Here is an 18664-nt window from a genome sequence, read left to right as displayed (position 1 = left end):
GTCCGACACCTGCCCGCGAGGAGTGTTAATCGAAAATTGGCACGGATGCGAAAGCCGCCATAAGCTGGACGCATGGCCAAGACTTTCGTCGGCGCTCGGCTGCGTCAGCTGCGGACCGAACGCGGGCTGAGCCAGGTCGCGCTGGCCCAGCAGCTGGAGATCTCGGCGAGCTATCTCAACCAGATCGAGCACGACGTGCGCCCGCTCACCGTGCCGGTGCTGCTGAAGATCAGCGACGTGTTCGGCGTCGACGCGACCTTCTTCTCCGCCCAGGACGACACCAGGCTCATCGCGGAACTCCAAGAGGTCGTGATGGACGAGGAACTGGGCATCGAGGCCGACGCCCAGGAGATCGCGGATATGGTCTCGGCGCACCCGAGCATGGCCCGCGCGCTGGTCAACATGCACAACCGCTACCGCAACACCTCCGCCCAGCTGGCCGCGGCCACCGAGGACCGGTTCGCCGACGGCGCGGGCAGCGGCGCGATCAGCAAGCCGCACGAGGAAGTGCGCGACTACTTCTACCAGCGCCAGAACTACATCCACGAGCTGGACACCGCCGCCGAGGACCTGACCGCCCGCATCCGTTTCCACGGCGGCGACGTGAACAGCGAAATCGCCAGGATGCTGCGCGGCCACGATGTGCGGATCACCGAGCGCATCGACCTCGGCGAGGGCGTGCTGCACCGCTACGACCCGCAGACCCGCAACCTGGAGATCGCGCCGCATCTGTCCGGCGGGCAGCGGACCTTCAAACTGGCCGCCGAGCTGGCCTATTTCGAGTGCGGCGAGCTGCTGGAGAAGCTGGTCGAGGAGGGCAATTTCGCGTCCGAGGACGCCCGCAAACTGGCGATGCTCGGCCTGGCCAACTACTTCGCCGCGGCGACGGTGCTGCCGTACACGCATTTCCACGAGGTGGCCGAGGATTTCCGCTACGACATCGAGCGGTTGTCGGCGTTCTTCACGCAGAGTTACGAGACCATCTGTCACCGGCTCTCCACGCTGCAACGACCGTCGCTGCGCGGCGTGCCGTTCTCGTTCGTGCGGGTCGACCGGGCGGGCAACATGTCCAAGCGCCAGTCCGCCACCGGTTTCCACTTCTCCTCCAGCGGCGGCACGTGCCCGCTGTGGAACGTCTACGAGACCTTCGCCTACCCAGGCAAGATCATGACGCAGATCGCGCAGATGCCCGACGGCCGCAAATACCTCTGGGTGGCTCGCACCGTCGAACGCCGCGCCACGCGTTTCGGACAGCCGAGCAAGACCTTCGCCATCGGCCTCGGCTGCGAGCTGCGCCACGCGGCCCGCGTGATCTACGCCGACGGCATCGATCTCGACGAAGTGCAGCCGACGCCGATCGGTGCGGGCTGCCGGGTCTGCGAACGCGCCAACTGCCCGCAGCGCGCGTTCCCGCCGCTGGGCAAGGTGCTCGACATCAGCGAGCACCGCAGCTCGGTTTCGCCTTACGTGCTCAAGTAGGCGCGCGCGGTTCCGTAGGTTGTCGCCGTGACCGGATTCGCGGCACCCATGCCCGCGTCCATAGTTCTGATCGCTGACCTCCAACGGCACCACGATCGAACCGGTCGGAGGCGGGAGCTCGCTTCTCGGGCATGTAGTCGACGCCGGAGGGTCGGCGCCCACAGCATCCCGCAGAGGCGAGGCGGGATGGTCCGCGATCATCTGACGCGTGTCCCCGCCGAGGCCGAACCCGACCCCGGGCGTGTGCCGCCGCGGTGGCGATGCTGCGAGCGATGGCCTGGAAATTCCACGGCGCGGACATCCAGGTCGCGCGGGAAGACCCGTTGTCGGTCAGGTGATCGCGGTACGTCGCTGATCCTGAATACACGTCGGGCCGGTCTCGCGACATCGAGACCGGCCCGTCATGGTCAGGCGGCTTGCGCCCGGCGTTGCATCCGCAGACCCGCCACCGTCATACCCAGCGCCGCGACGAGCAGCAGCGCCAATGTCGAAGCCAGAACCGCGAAACCGTGGGGCGCGGCGGCCGCCGCGACCAGGGGGCCTATGGTCGCACCGACATAGAAGCTGAACATCGCGACCGACATGGCGGCGGCGCGGGATTCGCCGCCCAGTTCGCCCGCGCTCTGCAACACGGCCGGTGCGATGATGCCCAGCCCGCCGACCAGAACGGCGAGCAAGACGGCCAGGACGACCGGATGCGCCCCCTCGAAGGTCGCGATGGCCATCGCCGCGGCGGCGATCAGCACGCCCAGCACGATCTGACCGTGCTTGGACAGCCTGGCCAGCGGCACCGCGAGCAGCGGGAGCGCGACCATCACCGGCAGCGCGCCCGCGCGCAACGCGAGCAGTTCACCCGAACCCCGGACCACTCCGGTCAGTTCCAGGCCGGTGTACACCCCGACCATCACCGCCATGCTCATCGCGCCCGCGATCAGCATCGGCACCAGCGCCCGGATGCGCAGCACCGCCGGAATCGCGGCGTAGCTGTGCCGCAGCGGCTTGTCCCGGCCGGTGGGCGCGTCGGTCAGCAGCGCGGACCACAGCACGAGCGCGAGCACAGCGAAGCCGAGCGCGGAGGCGACGAATACCGTGCGCCATGGGAACGCGCCGACCATCCATTGGGACACGATTTGCGCGACCACCGTCGCCGCCAGGAACGACGTGGCCACCGACATGGTGGCCATGGCACGGTGCGCCGGCGCGATGCGCGTCGCCACGTAGGCCATGATCGCGGGCGGAATCGAGCCGACCACCAGGCCTTGCGCCACGCGCAGACCGACGGCCAGCGGCGCGCTGAACGCCAAGCCGGTCAACAGTGTGACCACTGCGGCCACCAGCATCCCGGTGACCAGCACCCGGCGGTGACCGTAGCGGTCCGAGAGCGGGCCGAACAGGACGAAGCCACCGGCGTAGCCGAAGGCGAAGGCGCTGATGATCCAGGTCATCGCCGCCGAGCCGACACCCCAGTCGGCCTGCATTGCGGTGAAAAGCGGGATCGGAACATACATCTGGCCGGTGGCCAGCAGGGCCGCCAGGACGAAGAAGGGCAGGGTGCGCCCGGTGTGGGCACGCGCCGAGGTGTCGCCGGTGCGCGTCCGGGCCGGAGCCGCGGAGTGAAAGGTGGGCATAGCCATGAGATGAAGGTAGGCCCGGAACGATCAAGTTGTCAACCAAATAGTTGGTTTAATGAAATGGTAAAGTGTCCGTCATGACGGCCACGATGAAACGCAGTGACGCGACCAGGCAGGCCCTGTTGCGCGCCGCCCGCGACGAATTCGCGCAGTACGGACTGGCCGGCGCGCGGGTCGACCGGATCGCGGAGGCGGCGGGCGTCAACAAAGAGCGCATCTACGGGCTGTTCGGCAGCAAGGACAAGCTGTTCGACGTCATCCTGATCGAGACGCTGCGCGAGTTCATCGAGGTGGTGCAGCCGCTGGCCGACACCGAGCCCGGCGCATATGTCGGCAAGCTGTACGACTACCACCGGGACAACCCCCAACTGTTGCGCCTGATGCTCTGGGAGGCGCTGCATCGCGGCGCAGACGCGCACGACATCGACGGCTGGCGCGCCGCGCACTACGTGCGCAAATTCGACCGAGCGCAAGAGCAGTTCGACGTGGATTCCGCCGACGCGGGCCGCCTGCTGCTGGCCCTGTGCGGCCTCGCCAATTGGTCACTCGCGGTTCCGCAGACCACCAGACTGCTGCTCGGCGAAGCCGCCGCGGAGGACAGGGACGCCACCCGAGCGTTCCTGATGGAGTTCGCCAGGGCGGCGATGCGCCGCGACGCCGCCCCCGGCGAACGGGAAGCACGCCTGCCCGAGGTCGAACTGGTCAATGAGTTGACCAGCGACGACGAACCGTCCGAAGTCGACCGCGCCGCACAGCGACTCCGCGACGCCCAAGCCGCCGCCGACGCCGCCCGCGAAGAACTCGCCACCGCCCTCCGCGCCGCCCACGCCGCAGGCGCGAGCGCCAACCACCTCGCCCGCCAGGTATCCGGCACCCTCTCCCGGCCCGTGGTCCTCAAACTCCTATCCCAGCCCGAGCCCTGACCCGGTCCGCCACGCGTCGGTCGGCATACCGCCTGCCACGGTTGCGTGCGTGAGCGCCAGCGGAGTCTTTTCGAAACGACGCGCTCCGCAGCCGCAGCCCGCGCCCCGACGCGCCCAGCGCACCGCAACCCCAGGTTTCGAGCGAAGCGAGACCGAGCATTGCCCGTTCGCGGCCCGGCTCGCGTGTGCGCGGCCGCCGCCTCCTCGACGAAACAGCAAGCGCCGGTCGCCCGCAGCAGTCCCCCGAAACGGCGAGCCACGGGCCATAGCCCTCGACCCCTGACCCGCCCAGCCCACCGCAACCCCCGGCTTCGAGCGAAGCGAGACCAAGCATTGCCCGTTCGCGGCCCGGCTCGCGTGCGCGCGGCCGCCGCGTCCTCGACGAAACAGCAAGCGCCGGTCGCCCGCAGCAGTCCCCCGAAACGGCGAGCCACGGGCCGAAGCCTTCGGCCCGCGACGCGCCCAGCCCACCTCAGCCCCCGGTTTCGAGCGAAGCGAGACCGAGCATGCGCCGTTCGCGGCCCGGCTCGCGTGTGCGCGGCCGCCGCGTAGGCGACGAAGGAGCAAGCGGCGGTCGCGCACACGCGAGCCATAAGGGGCCGCGAACACGCCGCGACGAAGTCGCGGCAATCAAACACAGCCCCTAGAACGCCGCTTCGTCCAGGTTCATGATGTCGTTGTCGAGCGCGGCGATGATTCCGCGGACCGCGGCCAGGGTGGGCAGCGCGTTCTTGGCGAAGAAGCTCGCGACGGCGACCTTTCCGGCGTAGAAGGCGCGATCCTTCTCCGGGGCGTCGGCGGCCAGGGCGGCGGCCGCGATCTCCGCCTGGACCAGCAGCCGCCAGCCGATGAGCAGATCGCCCACCGCGAGCAGGAAGCGCACCGAGCCCAAGCCGACTTTGTACAGCTCGGCGGGATTCTGCTGGGCGGCCATCAGGTAGCCGGTGAGCGAGGCGGCCATCGCCTGCACGTCCTCGGCGGCCGTGCGCAACAGTGCGCGCTCGGTGTCGAATCGCCCGGTCTTCGCGTCCAGGAACGCCGCGATCCGTGCGTTGAGGTGGCCGAGCGCCACACCCTGGTCGCGAATGATCTTGCGGAAGAAGAAGTCCTGCGCCTGGATGGCGGTGGTGCCCTCGTAGAGCGAGTCGATCTTCGCGTCGCGGATGTACTGCTCGATCGGGTAGTCCTGCAGATAGCCGGAACCGCCCAGGGTCTGCAGCGACTCGGTCAGGTACTGGTAGGCCCGCTCGGAGCCGACACCCTTGACGATCGGCAGCAGCAGATCGTCCACTCGGTGGGCCAGCTCCGGGTCGGCGCCCGAGACGAGTTGCGCCACATCGGCGTTCTGGTGAGCGGCGGTGTAGAGGTATACCGCGCGCAGCCCTTCCGCGTAGGCCTTCTGCATGGCCAGCGAACGCCGCACGTCCGGATGACGAACGATGGTCACGCGGGGCGCGGCCTTGTCGGTCATCTGGGTCAGATCCGCGCCCTGCACCCGCTCCTTGGCGAAGTCGAGCGCGTTGAGGTAGCCCGTCGACAAGGTGCCGGAGGATTTGACGCCGACCATCATGCGCGCGTTCTCGATCACCTGGAACATCTGCGCGATGCCGTTGTGCACCTCGCCGACCAGCCAGCCCTTCGCCGGAACGCCGTGGCCGCCGAACGTCAGCTCGCAGGTGGGCGAGGACTTCAGGCCCATCTTGTGCTCGACCCCGGTGACGTACACGCCGTTGCGCTCACCGAGTTCCAAGGTCTCGTGGTCGAAGAGGAACTTCGGAACGTAGAACAGCGACAGGCCCTTGGTGCCCGGTCCGGCGCCCTCCGGTCGGGCCAGCACCAGGTGGAAGACGTTCTCGGCGGTGTCGCCGACCTCCGCACCGGAGATGAACCGCTTGACGCCCTCGATATGCCAGGAGCCGTCCTCCTGGCGGATCGCCTTGGTGCGACCCGCGCCCACGTCGGAACCGGCGTCGGGCTCGGTCAGCACCATGGTGCCCTGCCAGCCCTTCTCGAAGCCGAGCGCGGCCCAATGCCGCTGCTGTTCGGTGCCCACGTTGTACAGCACGGACGCCATGACCGGGCCCATGTTGAAGAACGACGCCGAGGGATTGGCACAGGTGATCATCTCGGCGACTGCCCAGACCAGCGCCGCGGGCGCCGGGGTGCCGCCCATGCCTTCCGGCATGCCGAGCCTGCTCCAGTCCGCCTCGCGCACGGCGGCGACGGTCTTGCGGAGCGGCTCCGGGACGGCGATCGAGAAGGTGGCCGCGTCGTAGACGACCGGATCGCGATCGGCCGCGGCGAAGGAGTCCGCCACCGGTCCTTCGGCCAGCCGCCGAACCTCCGACAGGATCTCCCGGACGGTGTCGGAATCGAGGTCACCGTAGGCGCCGGTGTCGAGGAGCTTGTCCAGTTCGAGCACTTCGAACAGGTTGAATTCGATATCCCGCAGGTTCGCCTTGTAGTGACCCACCTTGTCCTCCTCGACTCGGTCCGCAGTTCGCCGCCGCGGCATTGGGACGGTTCAGACGTCTACGAGTCGAAGCGTGCCGCATCGCGGCGACGCTACGCAACCGTAGCCGGATCCACCCTGGCCAGCACGTTTGCCAGGACCTCACAACTGTTCACCGCACGTTTATGGAAAAGGTTCACACGAGCGAAACAGACGAAACGGACTTGTCATCGAGAGATATTCCGGCGCAACAACTCCTGTCTACCGTTCGCATCACGAATACAGCCGTTGTATACAGCCCCGTCTACAGCCGTGACCGGGGCGAAGACGGCGGTGTTCGACGCGGCGCCCTGCCGACGCCGCCGCAACACCTGATGAGGAGAGGGTTCGCCCCATGCCAGATTTCCGTGCCACCCGTCGCTCCCCGCGCTTGGCGCGAGCGATGGCGGTGCCCACCGCGATCGCGCTCGCCGGCCTGTTGCTGACCGCCTGCGGCGCCAAGGACGACGCCTCGACCACCGGCTCGGGCGCCGCGTCCTGCGTCGACACGTCGAAGGACACGATCAAGGTCGGTTCGCTGCACTCCCTGTCCGGCACGATGGCGATCTCCGAGGTCACCGTCGCCAACTCCACCAAGCTGGCCGTCGACCAGATCAACGCCGCGGGCGGCGTACTCGGCAAGAAGATCGATCTGGTGCTCGAGGACGGCGCCTCGGACCCGAAGACCTTCGCGGAGAAGGCCGAGAAGCTGATCAGCTCCGACTGCGTGGCGGCGGTGTTCGGTGGCTGGACCTCGTCGAGCCGCAAGGCGATGAAGCCGAAGTTCGAGAGCCTGAACTCGCTGCTCTACTACCCGGTGCAGTACGAGGGCCTGGAGGACAGCAAGAACATCTTCTACACCGGCGCGACCACCAATCAGCAGATCGTCCCGGCGCTGGACTACCTGAAGCAGAAGGGCATCACCTCCCTCTACCTGGTCGGCAGCGACTACGTCTTCCCGCAGACCGCCAATCGCGAGATCAAGGCGTACGCCGCCGCCAACGGCATCGAGATCAAGGGCGAGGACTACACCCCGCTCGGCTCCACCGACTTCTCCACCATCGTGAACAAGGTCCGCACGGCCAAGGCGGGCGCGGTGTTCAACACCTTGAACGGCGACTCCAACGTCGCCTTCTTCCGTGAATACAGCAACGCGGGCCTGAAGGCCGCCGAGATGCCGGTGGTCTCGGTATCGATCGCCGAGGAAGAGGTCGCGGGCATCGGCGCGCAGCACATCGCCGGGCAGCTCACCGCGTGGAACTACTACCAGACCGTCGACACCCCGGTGAACAAGAAGTTCGTCGCCGACTACAAGGCCGCCTTCGGCGCCGACAAGCCGACCTCGGACCCGATGGAAGCCGCCTACGCGTCGGTCTACCTGTGGAAGAACACCGTCGAGAAGGCCAAGTCGTTCAAGGTGGAGGACATCCAGGCCGCCGCTGACGGCGTCAGCTTCGAAGCGCCCGAGGGCCTGGTCACCATCGACGGCGCCAACCACCACATCACCAAGACCGCCCGCATCGGCGAGATCCGTCCCGACGGCCTCATCTACACCGTGTGGGACTCCGGCAAGGCCGTCACGCCGGACCCCTACCTGAAGTCCTACGACTGGGCCAAGGGCCTGAAGTAGTCCGCGGCTGTCCGCGGCCCAGCTACCGGTGCCCGCCGAGCGACCGCAGTCGTCTCGGCGGTCACGCGGAGCGCAATGAGGGGGGCCGCGGGCAGCATCGGACAGGACCGAAGGGGCGGGCGAGAAGGGCCGATGGACCTGCCCCGCCGGAAGGAACCATGGACGATGCACCGAACCACAGTCAGGCGGACGTCAGGGCCGCACATCAGCACATGACGTGCCCCGCTCACCGCAACTCCCGGTTTCGAGCGAAGCGAGACCGAGCATCCGCCGTTCGCGGCCCGGCTCGCGCGTGCGCGGCCGCCGCGTAGGCGACGAAGGAGCAAGCGGCGGTCGCGCACACGCGAGCCATAAGGGGCCGCGAACACGCCGCGACGAAGTCGCGGCAATCAAACACAGCGGCAAATTCAACACAGGAGCCTCTCCCATGGATGTTGTGATCGGACAGCTCTTCACCGGGCTGAGTCTGGGATCGATACTCTTGCTCGCCGCACTCGGCCTGTCCCTGACCTTCGGGCAGATGGGCGTGATCAACATGGCGCACGGCGAGTTCATCATGGCCGGTTGTTACACGACCTACGTTGTGCAGAAGGTCATCTCGTCGGCGGGCGTCTCGCTCGTCGTGTCGCTGCTGATCGGTTTCCTCGTCGGCGGCCTGCTCGGGGCCGCGTTGGAGATGGGCCTGATCCGCTGGATGTACGACCGGCCGCTGGACACCTTGTTGGTCACCTTCGGCGTCGGGCTGGTGCTGCAACAGCTGGCCCGCGACATCTTCGGTGCGCCCGCCAAGAACGTCGTCGCGCCGGAGTGGCTCAGCGGCGGCGTCACGATCCTGGGCGCGGTGGTGCCGAAGACGCGCATCTTCATCCTGGTGCTGGCGGTCGTCGCCGTGACCGCGCTGGCCGCGGTCCTCAAGGCGACGCCGCTGGGCCGCCGGATCCGCGCGGTGGTGCAGAATCGCGGCCTGGCCGAAACTTCGGGCGTATCCAGCCGTTTCACCGATATCAGCACGTTCTTCATCGGCTCGGGTCTGGCGGGTGTGGCCGGCGTCGCGCTCACGCTGATCGGCTCGACCAGCCCGACCATCGGTCAGAGCTATCTGATCGACGCGTTCCTCGTGGTGGTGATGGGCGGGCTCGGCCAGATCAAAGGCACGGTGATCGCGGCATTCGCGCTGGGACTGCTGAATTCCTACATCGAGTACTCGACCACCGCGTCCATCGCGAAGGTCATCGTCTTCGTCGTCATCGTGATCTTCCTGCAGGTCCGCCCGCAGGGCCTGTTCACCGTCCGGACAAGGAGCCTCGCATGACCACGCTCGTCCAACGGTGGCGCGCGCACTCCGCGCCGAGCGCGCTCGCCGGATTCGCCGTCGCCGCCGTGCTGTTGTTCGCGGTGGCGCCCGCCGTGCTCAGCGATTTCCGGCTCAATCTGCTCGCGAAGTTCCTGTGCTTCGCGATCGTCGCGGTGGGCATCGGATTGGCCTGGGGCCGAGGCGGCATGCTCACCCTGGGCCAAGGTGTGTTCTTCGGCATCGGCGCCTACATCATGGCCATGCATCTGCAGATGGCCGACGCCGCCCGGCTCGGCAACGACGTGCCGGAATTCATGGAGATCGCGGGCATTCGCGAATTGCCGTCGTTCTGGCAACCGTTCGCTTCCGCGCCGGTGGCGCTGCTGGGCATCCTCGTCTTGCCCGCGCTGGTCGCCGCGGCGCTCGGCTACGGCGTCTTCAAGCGCCGGGTGAAGGGCGCCTACTTCGCGATTCTCAGTCAGGCGCTGGCCGCCGCGCTGGCCATCCTGCTGACCGGTCAGCAGGCCATCGGCGGATTCACCGGCTTGTCGGATTTCCGCGCGTTCTTCGGCTTCAAGCTGTCCGACCCGGTCAACCGGCGCATGCTGTTCTTCTTCGCCGCGGGCACGCTGCTGGTGGTGGTCGCGCTGGTGCGGCAGCTGATGCACAGCCGGTACGGCGAGTTGCTCGTCGCGGTGCGCGACCAGGAGGAGCGGGTGCGCTTCCTGGGCTACGACCCGGCGAACGTCAAGATCGTCGCCTATGTGGTCGCCGCGTTCTTCGCGGGTATCGCCGGTGCGCTGTTCACTCCGATCGTCGGCATCATCTCCCCCGCCGACATCGGCGTCGTCCCCTCCATCGCGTTCCTCATCGGCGTCGCGATCGGCGGCCGGACCACGCTGCTCGGGCCGGTGCTCGGCGCGATCGGTGTCGCGTGGGCGCAGACGGCGCTGTCGGAGGAGTTCCCGTCGGGATGGACGTATCTGCAAGGCGTGCTGTTCATCGTTGTGGTCGGTTTCGTCCCGGCGGGCCTCGCCGGACTGTGGCCTTTGCTGAAAAGCCTGCTGGAGCCCAGATTCCGGCGAACCGCCCCGACCGCGACGGTGGTCGAGAAGCTGCCGGAACCCGCGACGGAGAAGGTGGAATCGCGATGACCGAGACGACGCACGAACCGAAGCTCGGCGGCAACGCCGGAATGTCCAGCGAATACCTCGAGGTCCGTGGTCTCTCGGTGAGCTTCGACGGATTCAAGGCCGTCACCGATGTCGACCTGACGGTGCTGCAGGGCGATCTGCGCTTCCTCATCGGCCCCAACGGCGCGGGCAAGACGACGCTTATCGACGCGATCACCGGACTGGTCCCGGCGACCGGATCGGCGCAGAAGACCGGCGTGGAATTGCTCGGCAAGAAGGTGCACCGGATCGCCCGGCTCGGCGTCGGGCGGACGTTCCAGACCGCGAGTGTGTTCGAGCAGCTCAGCGTCCTGCAGAACCTCGACATCGCCGCGGGCGCGGGCCGCTCCGCGCTCAGCATGCTGCGCCGCCGCAGATCCGTGCTCCCGGCGATCGAGGAGGCGCTGGAGACCACCGGCCTGGCCGGTCTGCGCGACGTGCCCGCCGGGGTGCTCGCGCACGGGCAGAAACAATGGCTCGAGATCGGCATGCTCTTGGTGCAGAACGCCTCGGTGCTGCTCTTGGACGAGCCGGTGGCCGGGATGAGCGCCGAGGAGCGCGAGGAGACCGGGAACCTGCTGCGCCGGATCGGCGGCGACCGGGTGGTCGTGGTGGTCGAGCACGACATGGACTTCATGCGCGCTTTCGCCACCTCGGTCACCGTTCTCGCCGGTGGCAAGGTGCTCAGCGAGGGAACCGTCGAACAGGTGCAGGCCGACCCGAAAGTGCAGGAGGTCTACCTCGGCACCGCCGCGGCCGTCGGAACCGAGCTGGAGGACGCGGCCAGCGCGCCGAGCCCGGACTCGACCCGGAAAGGGGACAGCGATGCTTGAACTCACCGATATCCACTCCGGCTACGGCCGCACCGAGGTGATCCACGGCGTCTCGGTGACCGTCCCGGCCGACAGCGTGGTGGCCGTCATGGGACACAACGGCGCGGGGAAGACCACGCTGCTGCGCACCGCCGTCGGCCTGATCGGCACGAAGTCCGGCCGGATCGAATTCGACGGCGAGGCCGTCACCAAGCTGTCGCCGTCGCGGCGGGTGCGCCGCGGGATCGCGTACGTGCCGCAGGGGCAGCAGAGTTTCCCGCAACTGACCACCGGGGAGAACCTTCAGGTGGTGGCGGACGGCCGTAAGCGCGGCAAGGCGCTGATCGACGAATCGCTCGACCTGTTCCCCGCGCTGCGCGAGCTGCTGACGCGCAAGGCGGGCCTGTTGTCCGGCGGGCAGCGCCAGCAACTGGCCATCGCGCGGGCGCTGATCACCGAACCGAAGCTGCTCATCCTGGACGAGCCGACCGAGGGCATCCAGCCGTCGGTGGTCGCCGAGATCGAGCGCACCATCATCGATCTCACCCGGCGCGGCGGGCTCAGCGTGCTGCTGGTCGAACAGCACATCGGCTTCGCGTTGCAGGCGGCGCAGCGCTACTACGTGCTGCGGTCCGGCCGGGTGACCGCCACGGGCGCGGGTGGGGCCGGGGCCGAGAGCGACGTCCGCTCGGCGATGGCGATCTGAGCACCGCCGTGGCCCACCACAGGGGCCGGATCCCGTTGCGCGAGCAGGTGTACGACTCGTTGCGCCGGGATCTGGCCACCGGAGCCATCGTGCCGACCGAACGACTCCGGGAAGAGCGCCTCGCCGTGGCCTACGGGGTGTCGCGCACCCCGGTGCGGGAGGCGTTGGCCCGCTTACAAGCCGACGGCCTGGTCGAGCGTCTCGCCGACGGTCTGTATCCGTACCGGCCGAGGCTGGACGAACTCGATCACCTCTACGAATTGCGGCTCGTCCTGGAAACCAGGGGCATGCAACGCGTGGGGCCGCCCGGCACGGCGCCTGCGCACGATCTGGATCTCGTGCGCGCGGAACTCGACGCCTGGCGCGCACTGCGCGACGACCCACCCGAGCCGGGACCCGCGCTGGTGGCCGCCGACGAACGGTTCCACACCACCTTGCTGGCGGCCGCGGGCAACGCCGCACTCGCCGACGCGCTCACCGCCGTGCACGTCCGGGTGCGCCCGGTGCGCACGCTGGATATGCCGACGCCGGAACGGATCGCCACGATGACCGCCGAGCACATCGCGATCGCCGAGCATCTGCTGTCCGGTGCCGTGGACGCGGCGCTGGACACGCTCACCGCGCACGTCACCACCTCCCGCACGCACGTGCTGGCCCGTGCGGAGCACGCCCTGCGCCTGACCAAACTGGGCCGCGCCGTGCGGGATTGACCGCTCAGCAGCTCTGTTGGAAAGGGAAGCACTGGGTGGGCCGGTACGCGGGCGGCGACGGCGTCGGGCTCGTCGTGCCGGTCGCCGGGATCGGTTGCGCGGAATCGTGCGCGAGCGCGGTGGCGATCACGCCGAGCACGAAGAGGACCCCGACCACGGCGATGACGACGACGGACCACCCGGCATAAGCCTGGCTCTTCGTCGCCACGCCGGGCGTCGGCTCGACGCGCGGCTTCGGTGTGCGCGCGATGGTGGTGACCGGCTCCGGGGCCTGCTCCTCGAATCCCGCCTCCAAGAGCTCCGCCCGAGACGGGGCGAGTTCCGCCAGACCGAGCGCGCCGCACGCGCCGATCACCCGGTCCGCCGTCCAGTCGCGCGGTCCCGCGGAGAATCCCTCCAGGTAGATACGCAGTTCTGTCGCGTCGGTGACGTTTCCGACGACCACGTCCAAACCCGGACGCAGATTCGTGCGCGCCGGGCGCACCACGGCTCCGCGGAACGGGACGAGCACCACCGCGCCGCTGATGTGCCCTGGGTCCTGCAACGCGCGCTGGAGCATGTGCTTGACCGCGTACCTGCCGTGTTCCACGCGCTCGGCGGGGCTCCCGGACTCCGGGTCGTCCAATTCCACCGGCGCGTCGCTGATCTTCCACTGCCCCTCGGCCGGTGTGCTCAGAATGCCGCTCTGCCTGCGCTGGAATCCGTGCACTTCCAGCACGGTCAGGCCCCGCGGGGTCCACACCACCGCGTCGACGCGCCGATTGTCCGCCTCGATATCGATCACGGCGAGGCCGGTCGTCGGATATGACCGCAGACACGCGACGAATTCCAGCTCGGCGCCGGAAAGCTCCGCTCCGGGCCTGATCCTCACCAGCATCTAATCCCCTGCCGACCTGTTGTCCACACCTGACGCCACGGTGACCAGCACCGGTACTGATGATGACGGGGTACCCCGCCGAAAACCACTCTGAAAGCAAAAGAATGGTGGCGCGCTGCACGGGATACTGCCAAGTAGGCTCTTTCTCGGTCGGCACCGACGCCGGCCACAGACCACGCGGAGGTGGCAACCGGCATGGTTTCAGCGCTGCAACCACGCATCTCACCCGGACGGCTCCGGGAGCTCGGCCCGCTCAACTGGGTTGTCTGGCAGGTGCTTTCCCGCGCCGCGGGCACCGGCGACGCGCACTTGTTCAGCACGCTCGGCCGCACCAGGGGACTGTTTCGCGGCTGGCTGCACTACTCGGGCAAACTCATGCCGGGCGGGCGGCTGCCCCGACACGAGTCGGAACTGGTCATCCTCCGGGTCGCGCATCTGCGCGGCTGCGACTACGAGACGGACCATCACATCCGGCTCGGCCGGCGCGCCGGGGTGACGAGCGAGATCCTGGAGCGGCTGCGCACGGGCCCGGCAGCGGCAGGCTGGTCGGACAAGCACCGCGCGCTGCTGGCCGCGGTGGACCAACTGGTCGAGGCGCGCGACCTCGACGACGACACCTGGGCCGAGCTGGCGAAGCACTACGACGAGCGCAGCCTGATCGAAATCGTCCTGCTCATCAACCAATACGACGGCCTGGCCACGACCATTACCGCACTGCGCATCCAGCGCGACGGCGTCTAGCCGTCGGCGGACGGCCCCTCGATCCGCCGCGCCAAACCGTCCAGCACCAGCGTCAAGCCGAACTCGTAGGCGTGCTCGGCGCTGTAGGCGGCGTCGTGCGCCTGTCCCGCCGTGGCGCCGACGCGCGCGGCCAGCGGGTAGCGCTGCGCGTCGAAGACCCGCGCGAGAATCGGCGCGGCCCGTTCCCACCACTGCCCGTCGGACATGGAGCTGTCGGCCGCCGCACGCGCGCTGTCGATGGCGATGCGGGCGACGGAGGTGACGAAGCCGAGCACGAACGTCAATGCGGCGTCCATGGCGACGTCATCGAGACCAAGTCCCGCGAACGCCGCCAGCTCGTGGTCGTACTTGGCGGCGAGGCCGGGGCCCAGCGGCGGCCGGGTGGTCGGCAGATATGCCACCCACGGATGCCGGGCCAGCATGGCGCGGTTCTCGGCCGCGATCCGGGTGACCCGCTCGCGCCAGGACAGGCCGGTGAGGTCTCCGCGCTCCATCTGCGCGTACACCGTGTCCAGCATCAGATCGATCAGTTCGGCCTTGCCCGGCACATACGTGTAGGTGGCCATGGGTGTCAGGCCGAGCCGGTTGGCGACCGCCCGCATCGTGAGCGCTCCGATGCCTTCCGCGTCCGCGATCTCGATTGCGGCGGCCACGACCGCCTCCATGCTGCTGCGCTGTTTCGGGCCCCGGCCCGACTCGGCCGGGACTCGCCATAGCAACTCCAGCGTGCGCACCGGGTCGCCCGCACCGCTGCGTTCCTTCGGCTGTGCCATTGCCGCCTCCTCCACGCCTCGCCCGCAGTGATGGTATCGGTGTGACGCAGGTCATAGTGAATGCCGTGCGCCTTTACCATACAAAGTACAGTGTACTTAGTACAGATTCTTCAGGAGGGCCTATGAACATCACCGCATCCGCCATCTCGCTCAACGTCCCGAACCCGGCCGCCTCGGCGAAGTTCCTCATCGACCACCTCGGCTTCGAGGAGAAGATGTCGGCCGACGGGTTCGTCTCACTGGATCGCGCCGACGCCGGCCTGAACGTGATCTACCTGCGCACCGGGCTGGCGAGTTTCAAACCGGAGAGCGCGGCGGGCAGCGCGGGCGAAGGCCTGCTCGTCGTCTTCGTCGTCGACGACATCGATGCCGAGTACGCCCGGCTGCAGGGGGAGGGAGTGCCGATCGTGACGCCCATCGAGACCGAGGAATGGGGCGAGCGGTACTTCCAGATGAGCGACCCGAACGGGATCATCATCCAGTTGGTGCAGTGGGTGTGAGCTGTGTTTGATCGGCCGCGACTGCGTCGCGGCGTTTCGCGGCCCCTTCATGGCGAACGGCGCATGCCCGATCTCGCTTCGCTCGAAAGACGTAGTCGAGTCGGGCTGAGCGCGTATCCGTCGAAACCGATGACGCAGAGCACGCACTGACAGCAGTCGAGCGGCGATCGGCCCCTCGGTCTCGGTTGGCCCTTACCTGCGATGGGCCAGGCGTGCGTAACGAAGTCACCACATCTGGCCCATCGCCCTGGGGCAGGAGAAGCCGCCGGAGGGTTCAGGCGAGCGCCGCGCGGAATACCTCGACCGCCGGGGTGGCCGGTCGCCCGAGGAGTTTCTCCAGGTCCCCGGATTGCACATCGAGGATGCCGGTGGCGATGCCCGCGTCGGCGTCGGCGAGCGCCTTCGCGTAGACGTCGGGCAGGCCGGCCTGGCTCAGCACGGCGGCATAGTCCGCTTCGGGCAAGTTCTCGTAGCGCACCGGCTTGCCCGACGCCTGCGAAATCGCTTCTGCCAGCTCGGTGTAAGTGAGCCGCTCGCCGCCACCGAGTTCGTACACCCGGCCCGCGTGACCGTCGGTGGTGAGCACACGGGCGGCCGCTTCGGCATAGTCGGCGCGCGCCGCGCCCGCCACGCGCCCTTCGCCCGCAGCTCCGTGCAGCACCCCCGATTCCACCGCGTGCGCGAGGCCGCCCACGTAGTTCTCCCAGTACCAGCCGTTGCGCAGCAGGACATACGGCACAGTCGATTCGGCGAGCACCGCCTCGGTGCCTCGGTGTTCCTGGGCGAGGATCAGCGGGTTGTCGGCCGCGTTCGGAATGCTGGTGTAGGCGAGCAGTCGCACGCCCGCACGTTCGGCCGCGCGAATCACATTGGTGTGCTGGACTACCCGCGCGCCGAACTCGTTGCCCGAGATCAGCAGCACCCGATCCACGCCGTCGAGGGCACGCTCCAGCGCGGCCGGGTCGTCGTAGGCGGCCTGCCGGACGTCGACGCCGCGTTCGGCCAGATCGGCCACTTTCCCGGGATCACGCACGATCGCGACGGGCGTCGACCCCGTGCGCAACAACTCCTCCACCACGAGTCGGCCCAGCTGCCCGCTGGCTCCTGTGACGGCGACGGTCATGACTACCTCCCAATGTGCGATTTGCAAGTACTAACTATTCGTAAGCACTATGCATTCCGTCGCCACTGCGGTCAAGTTCGCTACCATGGCGGCATGACCACCCAGCGCACCGTCTCGGCCGAAGCCGACGACCCAACGCTGGAAGCCGACGTCTTCGCACGCAACTGCACCTCACGGCCGGTCTTGCAGAATGTCGCCAGTCGCTGGGGCACCTTGGCCCTGGTCGCGCTGCGCGAAGGCCCGTATCGGTTCAGCGCCCTGCGCAGGCGGGTCGACGGCGTGAGCGAGCGCATGCTGTCGCAGACCTTGCAAGCACTCGAACGCGACGGCATGGTGCATCGCGAGGTGCAGGAGACGATTCCACCGCGCGTGGAATACACCCTCACGGAACTGGGCGCCGAGGTGGCGGCACACCTGGAAGCACTGATCCAGGTACTGGAAACCAACATGCCCCGCGTGCGGGAGGCCCAGGCGGCCTACCACCGCGACTGACCGGCCGCGCCGGGGAAGAGACCCGCCGCGCCAGGGGTTACACGGGCATGGAACTCGCCGCCGCAGTCGATTTCGCCCGCGATCACCGCAGGTCCGTGCTCACCACGATCCGCCGCAACGGACGGCCGCAATTGTCCAACGTGCTGCACGTCGTCGGCGACGACGGCCGCATACGCATCTCGATCACCGCCGACCGCGCGAAGTATCACAACCTCGTCCGCGACCCGTGGGCGGCGCTGCACGTGACCCGCGCGGACTTCTTCGCCTATGCCGTGCTCGAAGGCACGGTGGAACTCACCCCCGTCGCCGCCGCGCCCGACGACCCCGCCGTCGACGCGCTCGTCGACTACTACCGCACCGCGAACGGCGAGCACCCGGACTGGGACGAGTACCGCGACGCGATGGTCGCCGACCGGCGCGCCCTGGTGCTGTTCACGCCGACGCACGCCTACGGGATGCTTCCGGTCGCCGGTTAGCCGAACGGACTGTGCGGCATGAACTCGCCGACCGAGTCGTCCATGGTCGGCGATCGGGCAGTAGTCGGCGACGGCGAAATCGGCGTCGGAGGCACTTCCGGCCAGTCGACTCGGCGCGGATCAGCGCGACATCAGATCGGAAACCGTGACGAATTGATAACCGGCGGCGCGTAATTCGGCGACGATGCGGGGAATGGCGGCGATCGACGGCTCGGCGTTCCCGTGCATGACGTGCAGCAGGACGATCGAGCCAGGACGGACCTTGCCGAGGATCTCGGCGACGATGTCGTCCGCCGTCGCGCCCGCCTTGCCCGAATCGGGCTCCACGTCCCACGTCACGGTGACCCGGTCGTGCTCGGCCAGGTAGTGCGGCAGCACCCACAACTTCTTGCCGTAAGGCGGGCGGAACGTGATGGGGCCGACGTAGCCGGTCCGCATGATCTCGGCGTCGGTGCGCTCCACCTCGTCACGAACCGTAGCGGGCGTGACGAAGACCATCCGGCGATGCGAATAGGTGTGGTTGCCGATCTCGTGGCCCGCAGCGGCGATCGCCCTGCCGTACTCCGGGTGCGCGGCGAGATCACGCCCGTTCAGATAGAAAGTGGCCGGTACCTGCGCCTCGGCGAGGACGCGCAACACTTCGGGGGCCCGGTCGGACGGTCCGTCGTCCAAAGTCAGCGCGACCACCCTGGCGTCGGTGTCCACCCTGCTCACGACGTGACCGGCCAGCTGGAAGGTGCGCGCCTTCGTCAGATAGAAGGTGCCCGTCCCCAGCAGCACCACCACGACGAGCACCGGCACACTTCCGATCAGCCACCTGCGAAGCATGCACGC

18 protein-coding genes are annotated in these 18664 nt (G+C 68.3%); 12 read left to right on the top strand and 6 right to left on the bottom strand.

The window, feature by feature from the left end:
- Nucleotides 1–72 precede the first annotated feature (72 nt).
- Nucleotides 73–1479, top strand: coding sequence for an acetate metabolism transcriptional regulator RamB (gene ramB / locus GVY64_RS14060; protein ID WP_159841423.1), 1407 nt, complete (start codon nt 73–75; stop codon nt 1477–1479).
- 407 nt (nt 1480–1886) lie between these two features.
- Here the strand turns inward: ramB and GVY64_RS14055 are convergent, their stop codons facing one another.
- Nucleotides 1887–3113, bottom strand: a complete 1227-nt coding sequence (locus GVY64_RS14055) for an MFS transporter (RefSeq protein WP_159841421.1) — start codon at nt 3111–3113, stop codon at nt 1887–1889.
- 74 nt (nt 3114–3187) lie between these two features.
- Here GVY64_RS14055 and GVY64_RS14050 point away from each other — a divergent pair, with 74 nt between their 5' ends.
- Complete coding sequence (locus GVY64_RS14050) at nt 3188–4033, top strand: TetR/AcrR family transcriptional regulator (RefSeq protein ID WP_236566820.1); 846 nt, start codon at nt 3188–3190, stop codon at nt 4031–4033.
- A gap of 643 nt (nt 4034–4676) precedes the next feature.
- On the opposite strand, the gene GVY64_RS14045 is transcribed toward GVY64_RS14050, so the two are convergent.
- The gene (locus tag GVY64_RS14045) at nt 4677–6506 is read right to left on the bottom strand and encodes an acyl-CoA dehydrogenase (protein WP_159841419.1); all 1830 of its coding nucleotides are present in this window, start codon (nt 6504–6506) and stop codon (nt 4677–4679) included.
- A 373-nt stretch (nt 6507–6879) separates the two neighbouring features.
- Here GVY64_RS14045 and urtA point away from each other — a divergent pair, with 373 nt between their 5' ends.
- The 6 genes from urtA (at nt 6880) to GVY64_RS14015 (ending at nt 12848) form a co-directional block, all read left to right on the top strand.
- Nucleotides 6880–8154: an urea ABC transporter substrate-binding protein gene (urtA, locus tag GVY64_RS14040; RefSeq protein WP_159841417.1), complete on the top strand. Its 1275-nt coding sequence runs from the start codon at nt 6880–6882 to the stop codon at nt 8152–8154.
- A gap of 427 nt (nt 8155–8581) precedes the next feature.
- The gene (gene urtB, locus GVY64_RS14035; protein ID WP_159841415.1) at nt 8582–9466 is read left to right on the top strand and encodes an urea ABC transporter permease subunit UrtB; all 885 of its coding nucleotides are present in this window, start codon (nt 8582–8584) and stop codon (nt 9464–9466) included.
- Complete coding sequence (gene urtC, locus GVY64_RS14030) at nt 9463–10602, top strand: urea ABC transporter permease subunit UrtC (RefSeq protein WP_159841413.1); 1140 nt, start codon at nt 9463–9465, stop codon at nt 10600–10602. Before urtB ends, urtC begins: the two co-directional genes overlap by 4 nt.
- Nucleotides 10599–11453, top strand: coding sequence for an urea ABC transporter ATP-binding protein UrtD (gene urtD / locus GVY64_RS14025; RefSeq protein ID WP_159841411.1), 855 nt, complete (start codon nt 10599–10601; stop codon nt 11451–11453). Before urtC ends, urtD begins: the two co-directional genes overlap by 4 nt.
- On the top strand, nt 11446–12138 hold the full coding sequence (gene urtE, locus GVY64_RS14020; protein ID WP_159841409.1) for an urea ABC transporter ATP-binding subunit UrtE: 693 nt from the start codon (nt 11446–11448) through the stop codon (nt 12136–12138). Before urtD ends, urtE begins: the two co-directional genes overlap by 8 nt.
- Before the next feature lie 8 nt (nt 12139–12146).
- Nucleotides 12147–12848: a GntR family transcriptional regulator gene (locus tag GVY64_RS14015; protein ID WP_159841407.1), complete on the top strand. Its 702-nt coding sequence runs from the start codon at nt 12147–12149 to the stop codon at nt 12846–12848.
- Between the two features lie 4 nt (nt 12849–12852).
- Here GVY64_RS14015 and GVY64_RS14010 read toward each other — a convergent pair whose 3' ends face one another.
- Nucleotides 12853–13725 carry an NERD domain-containing protein gene (locus tag GVY64_RS14010; RefSeq protein WP_159841405.1) on the bottom strand — a complete coding sequence of 291 codons (873 nt, stop codon included), beginning with the start codon at nt 13723–13725 and terminating at the stop codon, nt 12853–12855.
- A 207-nt stretch (nt 13726–13932) separates the two neighbouring features.
- Between GVY64_RS14010 and GVY64_RS14005 the strand changes: the two genes are divergently transcribed.
- Nucleotides 13933–14466, top strand: a complete 534-nt coding sequence (locus tag GVY64_RS14005) for a carboxymuconolactone decarboxylase family protein (RefSeq protein WP_159841754.1) — start codon at nt 13933–13935, stop codon at nt 14464–14466.
- On the opposite strand, the gene GVY64_RS14000 is transcribed toward GVY64_RS14005, so the two are convergent.
- Entirely contained in the window at nt 14463–15239 is a 777-nt protein-coding gene (locus tag GVY64_RS14000; protein WP_159841403.1) for a TetR/AcrR family transcriptional regulator C-terminal domain-containing protein, read from the bottom strand. The genes GVY64_RS14005 and GVY64_RS14000 overlap by 4 nt on opposite strands.
- Before the next feature lie 122 nt (nt 15240–15361).
- On the opposite strand from GVY64_RS14000, the gene GVY64_RS13995 reads away from it, so the two are divergent.
- The gene (locus GVY64_RS13995; protein WP_159841401.1) at nt 15362–15739 is read left to right on the top strand and encodes a VOC family protein; all 378 of its coding nucleotides are present in this window, start codon (nt 15362–15364) and stop codon (nt 15737–15739) included.
- Between the two features lie 274 nt (nt 15740–16013).
- Here GVY64_RS13995 and GVY64_RS13990 read toward each other — a convergent pair whose 3' ends face one another.
- Complete coding sequence (locus tag GVY64_RS13990) at nt 16014–16862, bottom strand: SDR family oxidoreductase (RefSeq protein WP_159841399.1); 849 nt, start codon at nt 16860–16862, stop codon at nt 16014–16016.
- A gap of 93 nt (nt 16863–16955) precedes the next feature.
- Here GVY64_RS13990 and GVY64_RS13985 point away from each other — a divergent pair, with 93 nt between their 5' ends.
- Together GVY64_RS13985 and GVY64_RS13980 are read left to right on the top strand one after the other, a co-directional pair.
- Nucleotides 16956–17354, top strand: coding sequence for a winged helix-turn-helix transcriptional regulator (locus GVY64_RS13985; RefSeq protein WP_063016298.1), 399 nt, complete (start codon nt 16956–16958; stop codon nt 17352–17354).
- Nucleotides 17355–17401: 47 nt separating this feature from the next.
- Nucleotides 17402–17830 carry a PPOX class F420-dependent oxidoreductase gene (locus GVY64_RS13980; protein ID WP_159841397.1) on the top strand — a complete coding sequence of 143 codons (429 nt, stop codon included), beginning with the start codon at nt 17402–17404 and terminating at the stop codon, nt 17828–17830.
- Nucleotides 17831–17950: 120 nt separating this feature from the next.
- On the opposite strand, the gene GVY64_RS13975 is transcribed toward GVY64_RS13980, so the two are convergent.
- Complete coding sequence (locus GVY64_RS13975; protein WP_159841395.1) at nt 17951–18658, bottom strand: polysaccharide deacetylase family protein; 708 nt, start codon at nt 18656–18658, stop codon at nt 17951–17953.
- Nucleotides 18659–18664: the final 6 nt, after the last annotated feature.

It is taken from the genome of Nocardia sp. CY41, assembly GCF_009829325.1.
Lineage (GTDB): Bacteria > Actinomycetota > Actinomycetes > Mycobacteriales > Mycobacteriaceae > Nocardia.
Note: the sequence above shows the minus strand (reverse complement) of the source record. Positions and strands in the feature narration are given on the sequence as shown.

Bases quoted from the DNA above. Each gene is read 5' to 3' on its own strand.
- GVY64_RS13985 (WP_063016298.1), top strand. From the start codon at position 16,956: ATGACCACCCAGCGCACCGTCTCGGCCGAAGCCGACGACCCAACGCTG.
- GVY64_RS13975 (WP_159841395.1), bottom strand. From the start codon at position 18,658: ATGCTTCGCAGGTGGCTGATCGGAAGTGTGCCGGTGCTCGTCGTGGTG.
- urtD (WP_159841411.1), top strand. From the start codon at position 10,599: ATGACCGAGACGACGCACGAACCGAAGCTCGGCGGCAACGCCGGAATG.
- urtA (WP_159841417.1), top strand. From the start codon at position 6,880: ATGCCAGATTTCCGTGCCACCCGTCGCTCCCCGCGCTTGGCGCGAGCG.
- GVY64_RS13995 (WP_159841401.1), top strand. From the start codon at position 15,362: ATGAACATCACCGCATCCGCCATCTCGCTCAACGTCCCGAACCCGGCC.
- GVY64_RS14050 (WP_236566820.1), top strand. From the start codon at position 3,188: ATGACGGCCACGATGAAACGCAGTGACGCGACCAGGCAGGCCCTGTTG.
- urtE (WP_159841409.1), top strand. From the start codon at position 11,446: ATGCTTGAACTCACCGATATCCACTCCGGCTACGGCCGCACCGAGGTG.
- GVY64_RS13990 (WP_159841399.1), bottom strand. From the start codon at position 16,862: ATGACCGTCGCCGTCACAGGAGCCAGCGGGCAGCTGGGCCGACTCGTG.
- GVY64_RS14055 (WP_159841421.1), bottom strand. From the start codon at position 3,113: ATGGCTATGCCCACCTTTCACTCCGCGGCTCCGGCCCGGACGCGCACC.
- ramB (WP_159841423.1), top strand. From the start codon at position 73: ATGGCCAAGACTTTCGTCGGCGCTCGGCTGCGTCAGCTGCGGACCGAA.
- GVY64_RS13980 (WP_159841397.1), top strand. From the start codon at position 17,402: ATGGAACTCGCCGCCGCAGTCGATTTCGCCCGCGATCACCGCAGGTCC.
- urtB (WP_159841415.1), top strand. From the start codon at position 8,582: ATGGATGTTGTGATCGGACAGCTCTTCACCGGGCTGAGTCTGGGATCG.
- GVY64_RS14000 (WP_159841403.1), bottom strand. From the start codon at position 15,239: ATGGCACAGCCGAAGGAACGCAGCGGTGCGGGCGACCCGGTGCGCACG.
- GVY64_RS14010 (WP_159841405.1), bottom strand. From the start codon at position 13,725: ATGCTGGTGAGGATCAGGCCCGGAGCGGAGCTTTCCGGCGCCGAGCTG.
- urtC (WP_159841413.1), top strand. From the start codon at position 9,463: ATGACCACGCTCGTCCAACGGTGGCGCGCGCACTCCGCGCCGAGCGCG.